We start from the raw sequence: 18,233 nt of genomic DNA, 5'->3' as shown, positions 1-18,233 counted from the left end.
TGATCCTCCCCTTTAGACAATAAAATTAATTTATTTTTTAGTTATTTATATAAAGTTGCAAGTATTATAAGCATATATCATTAACAATAATGATAAAAAGAGGGTGTAGTACCAAAGGTGTTCCTATGAATGGAGGACAAGCAATAGTCCAGGCACTTCTAGATGAAGGAGTAGAAACAGTATTTGGATACCCTGGCGGGGCAGTGCTCCCACTATATGATGTACTATATGATTCAGAACTCAAACACATCCTGGTAAGACATGAACAATGTGCAGCCCATGCAGCAGATGGATATGCAAGGGCTTCAGGGAAAGTGGGTGTATGCATGGCTACATCAGGTCCCGGGGCAACAAACCTCGTAACAGGGATCGCAACAGCCTACATGGACTCATCGCCAATAATAGCAATAGCAGGACAAGTTGCAACCCAACTTATCGGCAACGACGCATTCCAAGAAGTGGACATGCTTGGCATAACAATGCCCATCACAAAGCACAGCTTCAGGCCAAACAACCCAAACGACATACCCCGCATAATAAAATCAAGTTTCAAAATAGCAAGAACAGGAAGACCAGGACCAGTTGTAATAGATCTTCCAAAGGATATACAAGAAGCTAAATTAGACGAATACATAAACAAGCCATTCAAATTACCAGGATACAAACCCACATTAAAAGGCCACCCATTACAGATAAAAAAGGCCGTAGATGCTATTATAAACGCCAAAAAACCTGTTATATTAGCCGGTGGCGGTGTAATAATATCTGGCGCTTCAAAAGAACTCAAAAGGTTAGCAAAAACAATAAAAGCTCCGGTAACAACAACACTCCTAGGGAAAGGCTCATTCCCAGAAGACCACCCATACTCACTTGGAATGCTAGGCATGCATGGGCGAAAAGTCGCAAACCTAACAGTGAACGAATGTGACTGCCTAATAGCAATAGGATGCAGATTCTCAGATCGAACAACAGGAAACATAGCAGAATTCGCACCAAACGCCAAAATAATCCACATCGACATAGACCCGGCAGAAATAGGTAAAAACATAGAAGTAGATATACCAATCGTTGGCGACGCCAAAAAAGTCCTCCAGGACATCCTAAAAATACTAGAAAAAAAAGAAGATATAAATTCTGAAAAGAAAGAATGGATCGAAAAAACAATAGAATTCCGCAACAAATGCATGCCAAGAATATCATTCGACAAAGAAATCCCACTAAAACCCCAACAAGCCATAAAAGAGATAATGGAAACCATAGACGACGATACGATAGTAACAACAGATGTTGGGCAAAACCAGATGTGGATGGCCCACTTCTACACCTCAAAAAAGCCTCGAAAATTCATATCATCAGGCGGCCTTGGGACAATGGGCTTCGGATTCCCAGCAGCAATGGGGGCGAAAATGGCCCTACCAGAAGAAGACGTAGTAGCAGTATGCGGCGACGGCGGATTCCTCATGGTATCACAAGACCTCGCAACCCTTAAAGAATATGATATACCAATTACAATCTGCATCATGGACAACAGACACCTTGGAATGGTAGCACAATGGCAAAGACTATTCTATGATGAGAGAATGTCACACACATACCTAGGTGAAGTACCAGACTTTGTCAAACTAGCAGAAGCATACAATATAGACGCGGAAAGAGTGGAAAAACCCGGAGAAGTTAAAGAAGCCCTAAAAAGTGCCATAAACTCTGGGGGCCCCACTATCATCGATATCGTGATAGATCCTATGGAAATACTCCCAATGGTACCCCCAGGCCGTGGGCTTACAGAAATAGTAGGTGAATATAAAGTAGAAACAAAAGCCATCAAAAAAGGGAAAGTGGAGGGGGAATAATGGAACTTAAAACTCATATAATCAGCACTATTGTCCAACACAAACCAGGAGTGTTACAGAGGGTATCAGGGTTGTTCACAAGAAGAGGTTTCAACATTGAAAGCATAACAGTGGGAGAATCCGAGACCCCAGGGCTCGCCCGCATGACAATTATAGCAAAAGGTGATGATAAGCTCCTAGAACAACTAACAAAACAATTAAACAAATTAATCGATGTCATTAAAGTAAGGGACCTCGAAGCCACAAACATAGTCCAAAGAGAACTCTGCTTAATAAAAGTTCACGCCCCCGAAGAAAGAGCAAGATCAGAAATAATACAATATGCAAACATCTTCCGCGGAAGAATAGTTGACGTGAGCACCGAAACCTTAACAGTGGAGATTACCGGGGACACCGACAAAATAGATGCATTCATAGAACTCATGACAGGCTTCGGCATAAAAGAGTTGGCTAGAACAGGCCCAACAGCAATGTCCCGAGGTCCCAAGACAATATAATAATTGGAGGAGGATTAAATATGAAGATCTATTATGAAGATGATATAGAAATGGATGTGATAGCTGATAAAAAGATAGCAGTCATAGGATATGGTAGCCAAGGAAGAGCACAGGCAAGAAACATGGCTGACAGCGGATTAAATGTGATAGTGGGTGTAAGGAGCGGAGGAAATTCATGGAACATGGCAAAAGAAGATGGTATGAATGTTATGACAATAGAAGATGCTTCAAGGGAAGCCGATATAGTACATATTCTCATACCTGATGAAATACAGGCAACAGTCTATGAACAGTCCATAGAACCATATCTTACAGAGGGGAACACCATATCATTTTCACATGGATACAACATCCACTACGGGTACATAAAGGCTCCGAATGGAGTCAACGTCACAATGATAGCACCAAAAGGTCCTGGGGCCATGGTTAGAAGAACATACCTTGAAGGATTCGGAATACCCGGACTAGTGGCGGTTGAAGTCGATGCAACAGGAGACGCGCTTGATATAGCCCTTGCAATGGGTAAAGCTTGTGGATTTGCAAGAGCAGGGATACTAGAAACAACATTCAAAGAGGAGACCGAAACAGACCTTTTCGGCGAACAAACTGTCCTTTGTGGTGGTGTCACAGAACTTATAAAAACAGCCTTCGAAACTCTAGTAGAGGCCGGCTACCAACCAGAACTCGCATACTTCGAAACATGCCACGAACTAAAATTAATAGTAGATCTTATCTACGAAAAAGGATTCACTGGAATGTGGAAAAACGTCAGCAACACCGCAGAATTCGGGGGTCTCACAAGACGTTCAAGGATAATCACCCAAGAAACTAAAAAGGAAATGGAAAAAATACTAGAAGAGATCCAAAAAGGAGAATTCGCAAAAGAATGGACACTAGAAAACAAAGCCGGCAGACCAATGCTAAAAAGAATGCGAGAACTTGAGGTAGGATTAAAAATAGAGAAAGTAGGATCCAAACTGCGAAAACTTTGCGGCCTAGAAAAATAAGGTGGAAAAAAACATTGGCATTCGTTGGAATGGATCACGGTACCACAGGCATATCATTCACTATTTTATCAAAGGAAATCGAACACTTCAAACTAGGACGTGAAGAGCTTTCAAAGGGTAAAGTCTCGGCAATAGAAGAGCTCTCCAAGAGAATAGACCCTGCAGAAATCAAACTCATGGCAATAACTTATGCCATGGGGGACGCCATAACAACCATCAAACCATTGGAAAAAGTTGAGAATAGGGGTATAATCTCAATTGGTGGTGCAGGTAAAGTCACAGGGGGTGGAACCGCAGTATATTCAGAGATAGAAAAGTCAGGAATACCAACAGTCCTAATCCCTGGCTTGCATCGGAACCTTCCTTGTCTAGATGAACGTTTCAAAGCAGCATATTCCCATCATGGAAGTGCAGAAAAGGTTAGCATATCCTATAATGCCCACCTAGAAACTGGCTGGGAAAACCTAATAGTCTCGGATATAAGCTCCAACACAGTAACCATCCTAATCCAAGACGGTATTATAAAAGGTGCCATGGACGCGTGTATAGGTGCAATGGGGATAATACATGGCCCATTAGACCTTGAAATGATCAGGGCAATCGATGACGGTTATAAAACTGCTAACGAATGTTTTTCACATGCAGGGGCTGTGAAAATAGCGGGTATAGATACAAAAGTCGCGCGGGCGAAGGACGAACTCATAAAGAGATATCTCGAAGGCGATTATAAAGCAAGATTAGCTATTGATACAATGGCAATGACCATAACAATGGAAATATGGGGGCTTATAAGCATAGCAGATAAAATAGATGGTATAATACTCACAGGGTCCGTAGGGGCTATGAAAGAGCCCATAAACTTTTATAGTATCCTCAAAAAACAATTAGATTGTCCAATGGAAGTTCGTAGATTACCGCCCACTTCGGGATCATTAGGCAGCGCCCAGATAGCCAGGGACATCTACCAAGGAAAAAAAGAAATCCTCGGAATTGAAGTAGAAAGCTTACCCTAACAGTGATATGAATGCTATCTTGGTACCTTTTATAAACTGGATCCCATTCTCTGTCTCAAGGACTGTGTTAAGATAATTGTCAATGGATATAATCCTACCCTCATGTTCATTATTGTCTTTTAAAGTGATAAGCACTCTCCTGTCCTTGAACCTTAAAAATTGTCTGTTAATCTTATCAACCATATAAACCCCTTTATATTTCTTATAAAATTAAGTTTATAAATGATTCGGAAAAACAACCAAATTCGATAATTTAAAGCCATCCTTCCATGGATTTAAGATCAGACGTGCAATCAAGGGATAAAGGCGTTAAGGTCGCTACATTCTCCTCTTTAAGCGTATAAACATCCGTCCCAGGTAAATCATGGCCTGCTGGCTCTCCATCAATCCAATAATAGGGTCTGCCACGAGGGTCGAGCCTCTTTTGCACATGTACATTATACATTCTGTCACCCAATCTCGTAAGCCTGATTTCATCTCTTTTCATATGCAATGGTATATTAAGGTTTAGGAAGTCAACACCCTCAGGCAAGCCTTTCTCTAGGATATTTTTAGCTATCCTATAGGTTATCTTCTTTGCAGAGGAAAAATCAATGTCAACATGCCCATCATGGAATTTAATATCACCCCTTTTCACTTGCAACGAAACAGCGAGCGCCGGCACCCCATGCACAGCAGCTTCCATGGCAGCCCCAATAGTCCCTGAGGTGGTCAACTCTGATTTTCCAAGGTTTTCACCCATATTTATCCCAGATATCACAAGGTCTGGTTTTTCCTCTGCCAATTCAAAAATGCCAATGATAACAGCATCAGTTGGCGTCCCAGAAACAGAATAAGCCATGGTACCATCCCTTAATGTGACATCATTAACTCTAATAGGCTCAAAAAGTGTTAAAGCATGTCCTATCCCACTCTGCTGCGTTGCAGGGGCCACTATTATACATTCTCCAAGGCCTTTCACAGCATCCTTTGCAGCTATTATACCCGAGGAATTCACTCCATCATCGTTTGTTATCAAAATTTTCATCTTCAAATCCTCAATTAGTACTGTGGCTAATGATCAAATAAACATATTGAATAAAGATTATGGCAACATTTTTAATTATTATAATTATATATAAATTGACAAAGGGAAGCAACTTCTAGGTGGGAGATTTGAAAAAAGAGAAGCTAGTAAATTTCATGTCAAAGATCATGGAGGAATCTGGTTTCAAGGTTTATAAAGATTTCAGAACCTCAAACTATCTTGTGGACATCTATGGCATACTCCCAACCGCTATCGGAGATATAAGCGTGGTTGTAGCATGCAAAAATTATGATGAAAAATGGAAAGTAGGATTAGACGTCCTCAAAGAAATGGAAATGGTTGCAAAAAACCTTAAAGCTTCCAAAATCGTTATTGTAACCACATCAGATTACACAAAACAAGCCATAAATTATGCTGCAAGAAAGAATATCAAACTCATAAACAGACAAGGGATAATATCATTAGCAGAAAACTTTTCAAAGAGACTACAAGCGCCAGAGGAAGAATTCCAGGATGAGATAGAATCCTACACGCCTAAAGAATCCAATTTTAGCAATTCAAGGAAACTATTATCCCGGAGGGAACCCGAAACCCCAATCCTCAATAAGTTCAGAGGATTATTTCAAAACCTCATCTTCCTAGTCCTATTAGTAGTCGGCCTTTCAGTTGGACTCACAAAACTTATAGAAACCTTCATCCAATTAGACGGTAGGATTCTAGGAATATTAAAAATATTCTTTTCATTTATCTTATCCTATGGTGTAACACCCCTCGGAGAAAAGGAAAAAGTGCTCATATTACTAAGGGGCACCGTAGTCTTCTTCATATCCCTACTAATACTCATAATCATAATACTTATATAAAAAAAGAAGAATGGGTTTATTTTATTTTTGGTATTATTAGGCCGCCGAGTGTCATGAGTACTGAGAGTATTGCGAGTGCTAATGGTGCTCCTGTAGGTTGCATTGGAACTTTCTCGGCGCTTGCTGTGACGCTTGGTGTAACTGGTCCTATAATGTCGATGACGTATTCGTCTTCATTGTTTGTTAAGTCTGGCTCGTATTGGTCGCCTTCTATCCCTGCGCCAAGGATCCCGGGTCCTGCTGTTTTTGCCGTGAAACCGATTAGGAGTGCGTAAATGTCACCGGCTGGCATGTTACCAATATCCCATATACCTTCTACTGGATCAAAGGAAGGATCAGACTCAATCCAATTGATACCATCCCATGAAACTGCCCACCAGTTTACAATGTTTTCCACATCAGGGTTTCCGAAGCCTTCTTCCCAAAGTTCAACAACCACTCCTGTTGCATCATCAGGACCAAGATTTGCTGCTTCAACCACGCCAACGACTTCATCACCGACCGTGGCATTATCAATAGGGTTGCCCTCAGAATCTGTTAACATGACATCTACTGCAAGATCAGATTCACCCGTTTGATCAACATCATCTTCTTGCGCCGTAACCGCCCCAGCGCCAATCACTGAAACCAAAACAATCAGTGCAAGTAATGGTACGATTTTCCTCATCATTTTTCACCCCCCAAGTTTAGTATAAGGAAACTAGAGATGTCCCCCCATCCGAATACAATTTTTATATCTCATGGTATATACTTTTATCTTTTCCAGGAAAAAATAAGAAAAAGGTAGGGAGTGGGCCGGGCGAGATTCGAACTCGCGACCACCTCGTTGTAAGCGAGGTATCCTAACCCCTAGACCACCGGCCCTCGTATTAAAAAAATACTATATTTAATCTATATAAAGTTTCCCCCTAAATATACCATTGATATAATACACTTGCTCTATAGCTTATATATACCAAGTAGTGAATAATTAAAAAGAATAAGCTTGAGGTTTTGCTTATGTTATCTAATAAAGGGAAGATATGGTTCAACAATCGTTTTATAGAATGGGATGAAGCAAAAATACATGTGCTCTCACACGTAGTACACTACGGATCAAGTGTATTTGAAGGAATTAGATGCTACAAGAACAAGGAAGGATCCGCAATTTTCCGCTTGGAAGACCATATCAGGAGATTGTTTAATTCAGCGAAAATATATATGATTGATATCCCCTACACCCAAGAGGAGATATGTGAAGCCATAATTGAAACAATCAAGGTTAACAATCTCGAGGAGTGTTATATAAGACCTATTGTCTTCCGAGGGTATAAAGAGCTTGGTGTCAACCCCCTTAATTGTCCAGTGGAGGTTGTGATCGCAGCATGGGAATGGGGAAGTTACTTCGGACAAGAAGCATTAGAAGAAGGTGTTGATGTGGGAGTCTCAACTTGGAGGCGGATGGCGCCAAACACCCTCCCAAACATGGCCAAAGCCGGTGGAAATTATCTCAACTCGCAACTAGTGAAGATGGAAGCTATAAAGCACGGCTATGACGAAGGTATAATGCTCGACTACAATGGGATGGTAAGTGAAGGCAGTGGAGAAAACATCTTCATAGTAAAGGATGGTGAACTATACACTCCACCAGTATCTTCTTCACTATTGCCTGGGATAACAAGAGATTCTGTTATAAGATTAGCCAATGAAATGGGCATAAATGTGAAAGAAGAGCGCATACCACGTGAAATGTTATATTTAGCAGATGAACTGTTCTTCACAGGAACAGCGGCTGAAATAACCCCTATAAGGTCAGTTGATGGTATAAAAATTGGAGATGGGAGAAGAGGCCCTCTAACAGAAAAACTTCAAGATAGTTTCTTCAAAATTCTAAGAGCAGAAGTCGATGACAGATTCGAATGGCTTACATATATCGAATAAAATCATAGTATGCTTCTATTCCAATAATATATTATAGAAGGTGGATCTATTGGACATTATACAGGCGATAATATTAGGGATAGTCCAGGGTGCTACAGAATTTTTACCTATAAGTAGTTCTGCCCATCTTGTAATAGTCCCTTATCTTATTGGTGTGAATTATTCAGATCTTGCATTTGACACCCTCCTTCATATAGCCACTCTTGTTGCTGTTATTGGATATTTCCGAGTTGAAGTGGTGGATATTCTTAAAGGTTTTTTTTCGAGCCTCTTAGATATCCCACAAGGGACTTTTAGTGATGGGATTAAAAATGACCCTATCAAAAGATTGTCTTGGTTTATAATAATTGGGAGCATCCCTGCAGGTTTGATGGGTGTTTTTTTCAAAGATTTTTTCGAGGGCCTTTTCAATAATCTGCCTGCAGTCGGATCATTACTTATCGTCACAGGTTTCATATTATGGGGTTCTGAGATAATATATGGGCGATTTTCGAGGAAGAGAGTCTTTGATAATATGAATTTGGCCGATGTTCTCTTGGTCGGGTTTGCCCAAGGATGCGCTATAATGCCTGGCATATCCCGTTCAGGGGCGACTATAGCAACTGGTTTATCACTTGGATTTGAAAGGGAGTTCATGGCAAGGTACAGTTTTTTATTATCTATACCTGCAATATTTGGGGCTTCATTAGTCCAATTAAAGGATATAATGGGAGGATTCCATTTTGAAACCCAGAGTTTCACATTAGGGTTTATTGCGGCCACAGTTTCTGGTTATTTGGCTATTAAATATTTCTTGAAGTTTATAAAAACGAAAAATCTTGTCTTATTCTCTTGGTACTGTTGGATAATAGGAGGTTTAACACTCCTTATAAGCCTCTTATAAAAATTTAACATTGTAAACTTTAAAATAAAACTGGTGCCATGGAATATACTTATGAGTCCAAATATAAACCCACCAAGTGCTCCAGAACACTTCCATAAATGCTGCGAATAAAAATATGATAAGTATCCTAAACAATAATGGTAAAAATCCGCTCTTAAGCTCCTTGGTGAAAATATTAACTGAACCAGCCTTCAATGAACGATACAAGGAAATATAAAAGGCGAAAAAAGCATCTATTGAAAGTAGAGCGCCTAAAATCTCCAAATGCAAATGGAATAATCCAAGATATATTATCAAACCCTCAAATCCAAAACGAGAAATCAAAGCATTCAACAAAGCACCAGAAAATCCTATAAGATTTAAAAATACAGCATTAATAATGGGAAAACCCAAAAATATACAAGAAAACACGATCAAGACATTTGAAATGAATATATTAAAGGTCACGCCCCCTAAACGATCTATAAATTGGATTTTAAGATAATCCCATGTTATAGGATGTGATTTGAAATATACGATAAAATCTCCTGTTAAAAAGCCAAAATTAAAGGTCTTTATAAAAAAATAGGAGATAAAGCCTCCTATATAAAATAAAAAAGCCACGAGTATAATTGGATTTGATGGTTTCAAGTTCTTGAAAAATCTTAGAATAACTTGTGACATAATTCATCAATTCTATCCCTTATGGTGTCCATGCTCACGCCCTTCAAAAGGGCTTCAAGGAGCATGCCACCCGCACCAACACCTTCCTTAACAGATCCTGTGAGATAACCATGCAAACCTTTATGAGTGGCTCTTTCGAAACCAGGATCCACGGCATAAATGGTTATATCACCTATCTGCCTTGCTATCTGATTAATATCCGAAGTTTCATCCTCGGCCACGAAAATTGTTGTTGCGATGGGTGTTCTTGAAAAATCAAAATCTTCCTCAATGGCCTTGATAAAAGCGCATATGGCTGTCATCTGAGTTCCACCAGCTAAAGTAATAGGTATGTCAGTTCCCATACATATACCTGCTATAGCAGGTATCATAGGATCCCCAACAGCTTCAACAGCCTTAAATGGGTCTTTAACCTTCTCACCCCATTTTATACCAGCATTCTTTAATCCTTCTTTGACCACGTCCCTTTTAAGGTTATGTGGGTTTTCAGGGAGGCTTGCGCTCACTTTAAAGTTTGCATCATATCCCAGGGCTGTTAAAACCCCCAGTGCTGTGGTGGTGCCCGCAGGCGTGCTTTCACCTATTATGAGATGCTCCGCCATGCCAGATAGCATCTCTCCAAGTATTTTACCGTTTTCAAATATTTTCCTCGGATTATCCACAGCTTTCCCAGTGCGTATGTCATCTCCTGGTTTCTCATTTATAAGAATATATGGTAGATTAGGTTTTATCCGAGCACCTGCATCGGCCACAAGGAATGGTATATCAGCCAATTCTATGCAAGCTTTTGTTATTACTGCTGGAGTGGGTGTTGATCCTCCTTCCACTACAGTTTTAGGTATTTCAGGAAGACATAAAGGGGCTTCATGGACTATCAACTCAACGTCGGCTGCTGGAGTATATTCTGTAAGATCTGGAGCAGCACCGGCCCCTGTTATACCAGGGATCTGTGAAGTGGCTGTAGTTGCAAGTACACATAAAAATAATGGTTTCTTATCCTCTAATTCATGGAGAAAATCTTCAGACCCATAAACCTTTAATTCTTCGAACATTACTCTCACCCCTCTGTGAAACTCTGTGAAAACTTATTTTAAACGAACTATATAATCAAGTTATACCTTAAGATAATGGGGTCAAAAATGTTATGCTTAGGCATAGAAGGAACAGCAGAAAAAACAGGTATCGGTATAGTTGATGATAAAGGCAATATCTTATCCTCAATTGGAAAATCGCTAATCCCCAGCACTGGTGGAATACATCCAAGGGAAGCTGCTGAACACCATTCAAAACACATACCAGAACTTCTAAAAGAGGCATTTGAAGAGGCTGGGGTTGAAGCCAAAGACATTGATTTGGTAGCTTTTTCACAGGGCCCTGGACTTGGACCGGCTCTTCGAACCGTTGCAACAGCGGCAAGAACAATAGCATTAACATTAGGCATACCTATAGTGGGGGTTAACCATTGTATCGGGCACATAGAAATCGGAAGACTTACCACAGGCGCTGAAGACCCGGTTTCACTTTATGTAAGTGGTGGGAACACGCAAGTTATAGCATTTGAAGAAAACCGTTACAGGGTTTTTGGGGAAACCCTAGACATCGCCATAGGGAACATGTTAGACCAGTTCAGTCGTGAAGTGGGAATGGGGCATCCGGGCGGTCCTAAAGTCGAAGAATTAGCCGAAAAGTCTTCAAATTATATCCGACTACCATATACTGTTAAGGGGATGGATCTAGCATTTTCAGGTTTGCTTACAGCAGCCCTTAGAAAATATGAGACGGGTGCAGAACTTGAAGATCTTTGTTATAGTTTACAGGAGACAGCATTTTCAATGCTTGTAGAGGTTACAGAAAGGGCTCTTGCCCATACAAAGAAAAGGGAAGTTCTACTTTGTGGTGGAGTAGCAGTGAACAAGAGATTGAGGACTATGTTAGAAAAAATGTGCGATGGACATTATGCTAAATTTTTCATGCCCCCACCAGAATATTGCGGGGACAATGGTGCTATGATAGCATGGTTAGGTCAGCTCACATACAAGTATAAAGGACCTGATCGTATAGAGGATACAACCATCATTCAACGTTACAGGACAGACCAGGTTGACATACCCTGGATGGAAGAAACCAAGGAAAAATTGGAATTACCTAGCCATCTTAAGGCGAAGGGTGCTGAGGCAAACATTTACAATGGAACTTGGCTCCACTACAATGCAATAATAAAGGAAAGGATAAAGAAAGATTATCGGATAAAAGAAATTGATGAAGATCTTAGAAGATTCCGTACAAGAAATGAGGCTAAATTATTTAATGAAGCGAAAAAATGTGGCGTTCTAACACCTCTTTTATTCGATATAAATCTCAAGAGGACTTCCATTAAAATGGAAAATATCACAGGAAAACCATTAAATGATATCATAGAAAATTTGGACCCTAGTGAAAGGAAGAAAATTTGTGAACGTATTGGGGAAAATATAGCTAAACTCCATGAGCATGGGATCATCCATGGAGATCTTACAACCTCTAATATTATCATGGAAGGTAATGATCTTGTTTTCATCGACTTCGGCCTTGGAAAATTTTCAAAAGAAACAGAAGATAGGGGAGTTGATCTTCTAGTCTTAAAAAAGGCCCTTAAAAGCACCCATTATAATATATGGCGGGAATGTTTCAAAAAAGTTCTCAAGGGCTATGAAAAAAAATCATCCATCGAAATAGAATCAAAGATTAAAGAGATAGAAGATAGGGGACGCTACACTTAATTGGTAAGGTAGATTAAGATGAAGATAACATTTATAACCGGTAACAAACATAAGGTATTGGAGGCAAAAGGGATTTTCAAGGAGTTTGGTATACAAGTAGAACAAGTAGACATCGAATACCCAGAACTCCAAGGCACGCTCGAAGAAGTGGCAAAATATGGTGCAAAGTATGCTGCGAAACTCCTCAGAAAACCCGTTATCGTAGAGGATGCAGGATTATTTATAAGGGCTCTAAAGTGGTTTCCAGGACCATACTCAGCATATGTGCAAGAGACCATCGGCAATAATGGCATCCTCAAATTAATGGAAAACATAGATGATCGCTACGCCGAGTTCAGGTCGGTTGTAGGGTACTGTGCACCCGACACCGAACCCGAGACTTTTCTAGGCGTGGTGAAAGGCGAAATAGGATTTAAAGAAAAGGGAAATAAAGGCTTCGCATTTGACCCTATATTCTACCCAGAAGGAAAAAATAAAACCTTCGGGGAACTAACCAGGGAAGAGAAGAATAAAATATCCCACAGAAGCAAATCCTTCAGAAAATTCGCAAAATGGTACAAAAGAGAGGTGATCCTATGAAGATAAAACCAGATTGGGTTGAATATTCCAATGAAGAAATAGAAGAACTAATAATAAAATTATACAAGGAAGGAAACCCCCCTAGTAAAATAGGTATAATCCTAAGGGACCAACATGGGATCCCAAACGTCAAAGCAATAACAGGAATGAAGATAACAGAGATCCTAGAAAAGCATGATATAAAATTAGAGTACCCAGAGGACCTAATAAACCTCATGAAAAAAGCTGTTAACATCAGAGAACACCTAAAAGAACACCCAAAGGACCTTCACACTCGGAGAGGACTGCAACTTGTTGAATCAAAAATCAGGCGACTAGTAAAATACTACGTGAGAAAAGGCGTACTACCAGAAGGATGGAAATATGACCCAGAAAAGGCAGCGCTCATTGTTAAATAGAGGCGATGAAGCTTGCAAAATACTTAAAGAACACTTAGATAAAGGGGACATAATACGCGTCATATCACATAATGATGCAGACGGCCTTTCAGCAGCTGGTATGATAGGTAAAGCCATTTCCACCAGAAATGGCCAATTCCATATTTCCATCGTCTCCAGGTTAACTGATAATTTCATAAAAAAACTATCAAATGAAAAATATCAAGTTTTCTTTTTTTGCGACATGGGCAGCGCCAATTTACCTGCCCTCTCACACCTTCATGGAAATGTTATAATAGCAGACCACCACCAACCCATAGACTCGACTACAGACACTAATATAATCCATGTCAACCCCCATTTGTTCGGGTTTGATGGAAGTCGGGAACTCAGCGCCTCAGGAGCCGCGTATCTGATAATAAGGGGCTTAGAAAAATCACTCGCATCATTCGCTCTCGTAGGCGCCTTTGGCGACATGCAATACTTTAATGAATTTATAGGCATGAACCGTTTCATAATGGAAGAAGGGATCAAAAACGGTTCAGTACAAACACATGAAGATCTTAGGATAGCATCAAGATATGACGAACCATTATACAAAGCCCTCGCATATACATTCAACCCCACACTTCCAGGCATAACCGCAAACATAGAAGGTTCCAAGGAATTCCTCGAAAAAATAGGAGTATCATATGCCATAAGATTTCAAGATCTTGGAGCCGAAGAAAAAGACACCCTAAAAAGCGAATTAATTAAAATAAACCCGGAAATATTTGGAGAAGTTTTCACAGATAAAAGACTTCCATTGACCATAAGATATCTTTCAGATTTCGCAAAACTTCTAGACGCTTGTGGCAAAAATAAAGAGTATGGTCTAGCCATAGGAATATGCCTTGGTGAAGAAGAAAAATCTCTAGAAAAAGCTTTAAACCTTCAAAGAAAGTATCGTGAAGGTATCATAAAGGGTCTTGAATGGATCAAAAGGGAAAAACCAAAGAAAATGGAACATATACAATACATTTACACGGAAGAAAAAGCCCTCAAAGGCGTGATGGGAACCATAGCTGGCATATCATTCTCACTAGGATTATCAGATCCAAGCCTGCCCATACTCGCCCTTTCAAGGATGGATAATCAAGTAAAAGTTTCTGCACGGGCCACTCCCAAGATCATTGAAAGGGGCGTTGACCTTGGAAAGGCCCTTAGGGATGCCTCCTCAAACTTTGGGGGTACGGGTGGAGGTCATGATATAGCGGCTGGGGCCATGATTCCTTATAGAGAGCTTGAAAATTTCCTGCGCCTTGTGGATAATATAATTGGAAGTCAGAAAAAGGAGAGTTGAGATGTATCTCACAGCCCATGAAGAGGAAATGTATGATGGAGAATATGGCGAGGCTATCGAGAAAAGTATGAAAATTTTAGTAGCCCTTGGTGACATTTACGGGGCTGAGAAGATGGTAGAGATATCTTCAGCCCAGATCTCGGGCGTTTCTTATAAGACCATTGGAGATGCTGGATTAGAATATTTAGAAGAATTTTCAAGGGATCCCTCTGCTAGGGTGAAGGTCCAAAGCAGCTTGAACCCTGCGGGTATAGACCTAGAGAAGTGGCAAGAGTTAGGATTTCCAAGAGAATTTGCAGATAGACAATATAGGATTATAGATGCCTATACTAGAATGGATGTGATGAACACTTGCACTTGCACCCCATACCTTATTGGGAACATTCCAACAAGAGGCTCCCATATCGCCTGGTCAGAATCCTCGGCCGTCATATATGCAAATTCTATTCTGGGGGCGAGAACCAATAGGGAGGGGGGTCCTAGCGCCCTTGCAGCCGCTATTTGTGGAAGAACACCTGCCTATGGTTATCACTTGGATGAAAATAGAACTGCTAATATTCTTGTGAAAGTTGAAGAGCCCATAGAGGGTTACGAGTATGGTGTTCTTGGATACCATGTTGGGAAAGTTGTGGAGGATGGTGTCCCTAGTTTCCAGTTTCATGGGCGGCCTTCAAGTGATGAATTTAAATCATTGGGCGCTGCACTCGCATCTTCTGGTGCTATTGCATTATATTATGTAGAGGGTTTAACCTCCGCGATTGCGTGTGAATTTGAGGATAAGATATCTGTTGACAGCGCATCCCTTAAGGATTCTGTGGATGAGCTTTCCACCACTAATGATAAACCGGATTTAATATGTGTCGGTTGCCCTCATTGTTCATTAAATGAAATTAGGTTGTTGGCCCGTTATTTGCGCCGTCAGAGTCTTTCATGTGATTTTTGGGTTTGCACTTCTCATGCTCTTAAGGCGGCTGCGGATCGGATGGGGTATAGTGATATTATAGAGGAGTCTGGTGGGGTTATGGTCTCTGATACTTGTATGGTTGTGTCTCCTATAGAGGATCTTGGCTTTGAAGTGGTTGGTGTTGATTCAGCTAAGGCTGCTAATTATATTCCTAGCATGTGTGGGGTGGATGTTGTTTTTGATGATTGGAAAACCCTAATAGAATTATAACTTATAATTTATAAGTTTTAAGTGTGAAGTTTGAAACCATTATATAAACGTATACATCATAGAAAAATTCATGGCAAAATATATTGAACATCCCCTCATAAAACCAGAGAAAATCGAAGCCAGACTATATCAACAAAAAATCGCAGCAGACGTACTCAAAAAGGGCAATTCTATGATAGTAGCTCCAACAGCCTTGGGTAAGACCGTTATAGCCGTGCTAGTAGCTGCTGAAAGATTACAAAAATATAAAAAATCAAAAATCCTAATTCTCGCACCAAGCAAACCCCTCACAATACAACATGAAGATAGCTTCCAAGAATTCTTAACAGTACCATGCACATCCATCACAGGAGCCATCAACCCCACAGAACGTGTTAAACGTTGGAAAGAATCCCAAATAATATGTGCAACACCCCAAACAGTTGAATCCGACATAATAAATGGAAGATATAACCTCAAAGATGTTTCACTCCTAGTTTTTGATGAATGCCACCATGCAATAGGCTCATACTCTTATGTATATCTGGCATCACGCTACCAACAAGAAGCCCAAAACCCCCTCATACTAGGACTGACAGCATCCCCCGGTTTCGAAAAAGAAAAAATAGAAAGCGTATGCAAAAACCTCTTCATAAAAGAAATTATAATAAAAACAGAAGATGATCCTGATGTATCACCCTATTTCAATCCCATAGAAATAGAATGGATAAAAGTTAAAATGGGAAGTACCCTGAAAAATATAAAAAAACACTTGGAAAAAGCCCGCAAACACCGACTAAAAATGCTAAAACACCTCCACATAATACCAACAATAAACATAACAAAAAAAGATCTACTCAAAGCAAGGGGAAAAATCCAAAACACGATCGCAAAAACAACAAACCCGCCAAAAAAATACTACATCGGAATATCATTACTAGCCGCGGCCATAAACATAGAACATGCCATAGAACTCCTAGAAACACAGGGCATAAGCACATTACACCAATACTTCCTAAGATTACAAAAAAAGAGTACAAAAGCGGCTAAAAGCCTCATAACAGATCCAAATTTTTCACGTGCAATGATAGAAACAAGAAGAGCATACAAAAGAGGAATAGAACACCCAAAACTTGATAAACTAATTAAAATATTAAAAAAGGAGCTTAAAAAAGAAGACATAAAAAGGATCATTGTATTCACACAATTCAGAGACACAGTCGAACAAATATACAAAAAATGCCAAGAAGAAAAAATAAACGCAGCTAAATTTTACGGACAAGGCACCAGAACCGGTACCAAAGGCCTAACACAAAAAGAACAAAAGGAAATCATAAAAGCATTCCGCATAGGAAAATATGACATTCTCATTTCAACTAGTGTCGCGGAAGAAGGAATGGACATACCAGCCGTAGACCTCGTAATCCTATACGAACCCGTACCATCAGAGATAAGAATGATACAAAGACGTGGCCGTACCGGGAGGAAAAAAATGGGCCGCATGATGGTCATGATAACAGAAAAAACCCGAGACGAAGCATACTACTGGTCAAGTATCCACAAAGAAAATAAAATGAAAAAACACCTCCAAAAAGCGAAAAAAATGGAAATAGAAATAAAATCAGGAAGTTTAGAACCTCAAAAGGCCTCGGAGGGTAAATATATTGTCTATGCCGATTCCAGAGAGGTTAATTCACGAGTTTTAAGAGAATTAACTAAAATGGACGTCGAAGTAATCATAAAACCAATGGCAGTTGCAGATTACCAAGTCAGCGACGAAGTTGCCATAGAAAGAAAAACAACAAACGATTTCATAAATTCACTCATTGACAAAAGACTCTACAAGCAAGCAAGAGAACTTGTAAAAGAATTTAAAAAACCCATCATGATACTAGAAGGGGAAGACCTCTACTCAGCCTTCATCAACCCAAATGCCATAAGAGGAGCCATAGCATCCATTGCAGTGGACTTTGGAATACCCATAATCCCAACAAGATCACCGGAAGATACAGCGGCCATGATAAAAAGGATAGCAATCCGTGAACAATCAAAAGAAAAAGTAGAGATACAAATAAGAACCGAAAAAAAACCATTAACCCTAAAAGAAAGACAACTATTCATTGTAGAATCACTACCATACATAGGCTCCGTGAACGCGAGAAAACTCCTTAAACACTTCAAGACAATAAAAAACTTAGTAAATGCCTCTGAAAAAGAATTGAAAAAAGTAGAGGGTATAGGTGAAAAAATAGCACGAGAAATTCGCAAAGTCTTAGACTCTAAATTCGAAGGGTGATGAA

17 protein-coding genes and 1 tRNA gene are annotated in these 18,233 nt (G+C 40.0%); 13 read left to right on the top strand and 5 right to left on the bottom strand.

The genetic code is table 11. The features are described 5' to 3' along the window. The first annotated feature begins 125 nt into the window (after window positions 1-125). Genes DPC56_RS05590 through DPC56_RS05575 form a run of 4 tightly spaced genes read left to right on the top strand, consistent with a single transcriptional unit; the run spans window position 126 to window position 4,367 of the window. Window positions 126-1,850 (top strand): acetolactate synthase large subunit, encoded by a 1,725-nt coding sequence (locus tag DPC56_RS05590; RefSeq protein WP_112094090.1) that lies wholly within the window; start codon window positions 126-128, stop codon window positions 1,848-1,850. After that, complete coding sequence (gene ilvN, locus DPC56_RS05585) at window positions 1,850-2,347, top strand: acetolactate synthase small subunit (protein WP_112094089.1); 498 nt, start codon at window positions 1,850-1,852, stop codon at window positions 2,345-2,347. Before DPC56_RS05590 ends, ilvN begins: the two co-directional genes overlap by 1 nt. Before the next feature lie 20 nt (window positions 2,348-2,367). Next, complete coding sequence (gene ilvC, locus DPC56_RS05580; RefSeq protein WP_112094088.1) at window positions 2,368-3,354, top strand: ketol-acid reductoisomerase; 987 nt, start codon at window positions 2,368-2,370, stop codon at window positions 3,352-3,354. Between the two features lie 14 nt (window positions 3,355-3,368). Continuing rightward, the gene (locus DPC56_RS05575) at window positions 3,369-4,367 is read left to right on the top strand and encodes a methanogenesis marker 12 protein (protein ID WP_112094087.1); all 999 of its coding nucleotides are present in this window, start codon (window positions 3,369-3,371) and stop codon (window positions 4,365-4,367) included. Here DPC56_RS05575 and DPC56_RS05570 read toward each other — a convergent pair. Then, complete coding sequence (locus DPC56_RS05570; RefSeq protein WP_112094086.1) at window positions 4,359-4,550, bottom strand: LSM domain-containing protein; 192 nt, start codon at window positions 4,548-4,550, stop codon at window positions 4,359-4,361. The two genes, DPC56_RS05575 and DPC56_RS05570, sit on opposite strands and share 9 nt — an antisense overlap. Before the next feature lie 70 nt (window positions 4,551-4,620). Next, window positions 4,621-5,394: a 5'/3'-nucleotidase SurE gene (surE, locus tag DPC56_RS05565; protein WP_112094085.1), complete on the bottom strand. Its 774-nt coding sequence runs from the start codon at window positions 5,392-5,394 to the stop codon at window positions 4,621-4,623. Window positions 5,395-5,513: 119 nt separating this feature from the next. Here surE and DPC56_RS05560 point away from each other — a divergent pair, with 119 nt between their 5' ends. Further along, window positions 5,514-6,257, top strand: a complete 744-nt coding sequence (locus tag DPC56_RS05560) for a restriction endonuclease (RefSeq protein WP_112094084.1) — start codon at window positions 5,514-5,516, stop codon at window positions 6,255-6,257. Window positions 6,258-6,273: 16 nt separating this feature from the next. Here DPC56_RS05560 and DPC56_RS05555 read toward each other — a convergent pair whose 3' ends face one another. Together DPC56_RS05555 and DPC56_RS05550 are read right to left on the bottom strand one after the other, a co-directional pair. Continuing rightward, window positions 6,274-6,927, bottom strand: a complete 654-nt coding sequence (locus DPC56_RS05555) for a DUF11 domain-containing protein (RefSeq protein ID WP_112094083.1) — start codon at window positions 6,925-6,927, stop codon at window positions 6,274-6,276. A gap of 121 nt (window positions 6,928-7,048) precedes the next feature. Further along, window positions 7,049-7,121: transfer RNA gene (locus DPC56_RS05550), tRNA-Val, on the bottom strand. A 135-nt stretch (window positions 7,122-7,256) separates the two neighbouring features. Here DPC56_RS05550 and ilvE point away from each other — a divergent pair. Together ilvE and DPC56_RS05540 are read left to right on the top strand one after the other, a co-directional pair. Then, the gene (ilvE, locus tag DPC56_RS05545; RefSeq protein WP_112094082.1) at window positions 7,257-8,177 is read left to right on the top strand and encodes a branched-chain-amino-acid transaminase; all 921 of its coding nucleotides are present in this window, start codon (window positions 7,257-7,259) and stop codon (window positions 8,175-8,177) included. Between the two features lie 40 nt (window positions 8,178-8,217). After that, the gene (locus DPC56_RS05540; RefSeq protein ID WP_245923925.1) at window positions 8,218-9,060 is read left to right on the top strand and encodes an undecaprenyl-diphosphate phosphatase; all 843 of its coding nucleotides are present in this window, start codon (window positions 8,218-8,220) and stop codon (window positions 9,058-9,060) included. A gap of 644 nt (window positions 9,061-9,704) precedes the next feature. Here the strand turns inward: DPC56_RS05540 and cobT are convergent. After that, window positions 9,705-10,775 (bottom strand): nicotinate mononucleotide-dependent phosphoribosyltransferase CobT, encoded by a 1,071-nt coding sequence (gene cobT, locus DPC56_RS05530; RefSeq protein WP_112094079.1) that lies wholly within the window; start codon window positions 10,773-10,775, stop codon window positions 9,705-9,707. Between the two features lie 87 nt (window positions 10,776-10,862). Between cobT and DPC56_RS05525 the strand changes: the two genes are divergently transcribed. The 6 genes from DPC56_RS05525 (at window position 10,863) to DPC56_RS05500 (ending at window position 18,229) form a co-directional block, all read left to right on the top strand. Continuing rightward, window positions 10,863-12,482, top strand: a complete 1,620-nt coding sequence (locus DPC56_RS05525; protein ID WP_112094078.1) for a bifunctional N(6)-L-threonylcarbamoyladenine synthase/serine/threonine protein kinase — start codon at window positions 10,863-10,865, stop codon at window positions 12,480-12,482. A gap of 18 nt (window positions 12,483-12,500) precedes the next feature. Then, window positions 12,501-13,061, top strand: a complete 561-nt coding sequence (locus tag DPC56_RS05520; RefSeq protein WP_112094077.1) for an XTP/dITP diphosphatase — start codon at window positions 12,501-12,503, stop codon at window positions 13,059-13,061. Then, complete coding sequence (locus DPC56_RS05515) at window positions 13,058-13,459, top strand: 30S ribosomal protein S15 (protein ID WP_112094076.1); 402 nt, start codon at window positions 13,058-13,060, stop codon at window positions 13,457-13,459. Before DPC56_RS05520 ends, DPC56_RS05515 begins: the two co-directional genes overlap by 4 nt. Beyond that, window positions 13,425-14,780, top strand: a complete 1,356-nt coding sequence (locus DPC56_RS05510) for a single-stranded-DNA-specific exonuclease RecJ (protein ID WP_112094075.1) — start codon at window positions 13,425-13,427, stop codon at window positions 14,778-14,780. Before DPC56_RS05515 ends, DPC56_RS05510 begins: the two co-directional genes overlap by 35 nt. Window position 14,781: 1 nt before the next feature. Further along, window positions 14,782-15,954: an aconitase X catalytic domain-containing protein gene (locus DPC56_RS05505; RefSeq protein WP_112094074.1), complete on the top strand. Its 1,173-nt coding sequence runs from the start codon at window positions 14,782-14,784 to the stop codon at window positions 15,952-15,954. 70 nt (window positions 15,955-16,024) lie between these two features. Beyond that, window positions 16,025-18,229, top strand: coding sequence for a DEAD/DEAH box helicase (locus DPC56_RS05500; protein ID WP_112094073.1), 2,205 nt, complete (start codon window positions 16,025-16,027; stop codon window positions 18,227-18,229). Window positions 18,230-18,233: the final 4 nt, after the last annotated feature.

The sequence above is a fragment of the Methanothermobacter tenebrarum genome (genome assembly GCF_003264935.1).
Classification (GTDB): domain Archaea; phylum Methanobacteriota; class Methanobacteria; order Methanobacteriales; family DSM-23052; genus Methanothermobacter_A; species Methanothermobacter_A tenebrarum_A.
Note: the sequence above shows the minus strand (reverse complement) of the source record. Positions and strands in the feature narration are given on the sequence as shown.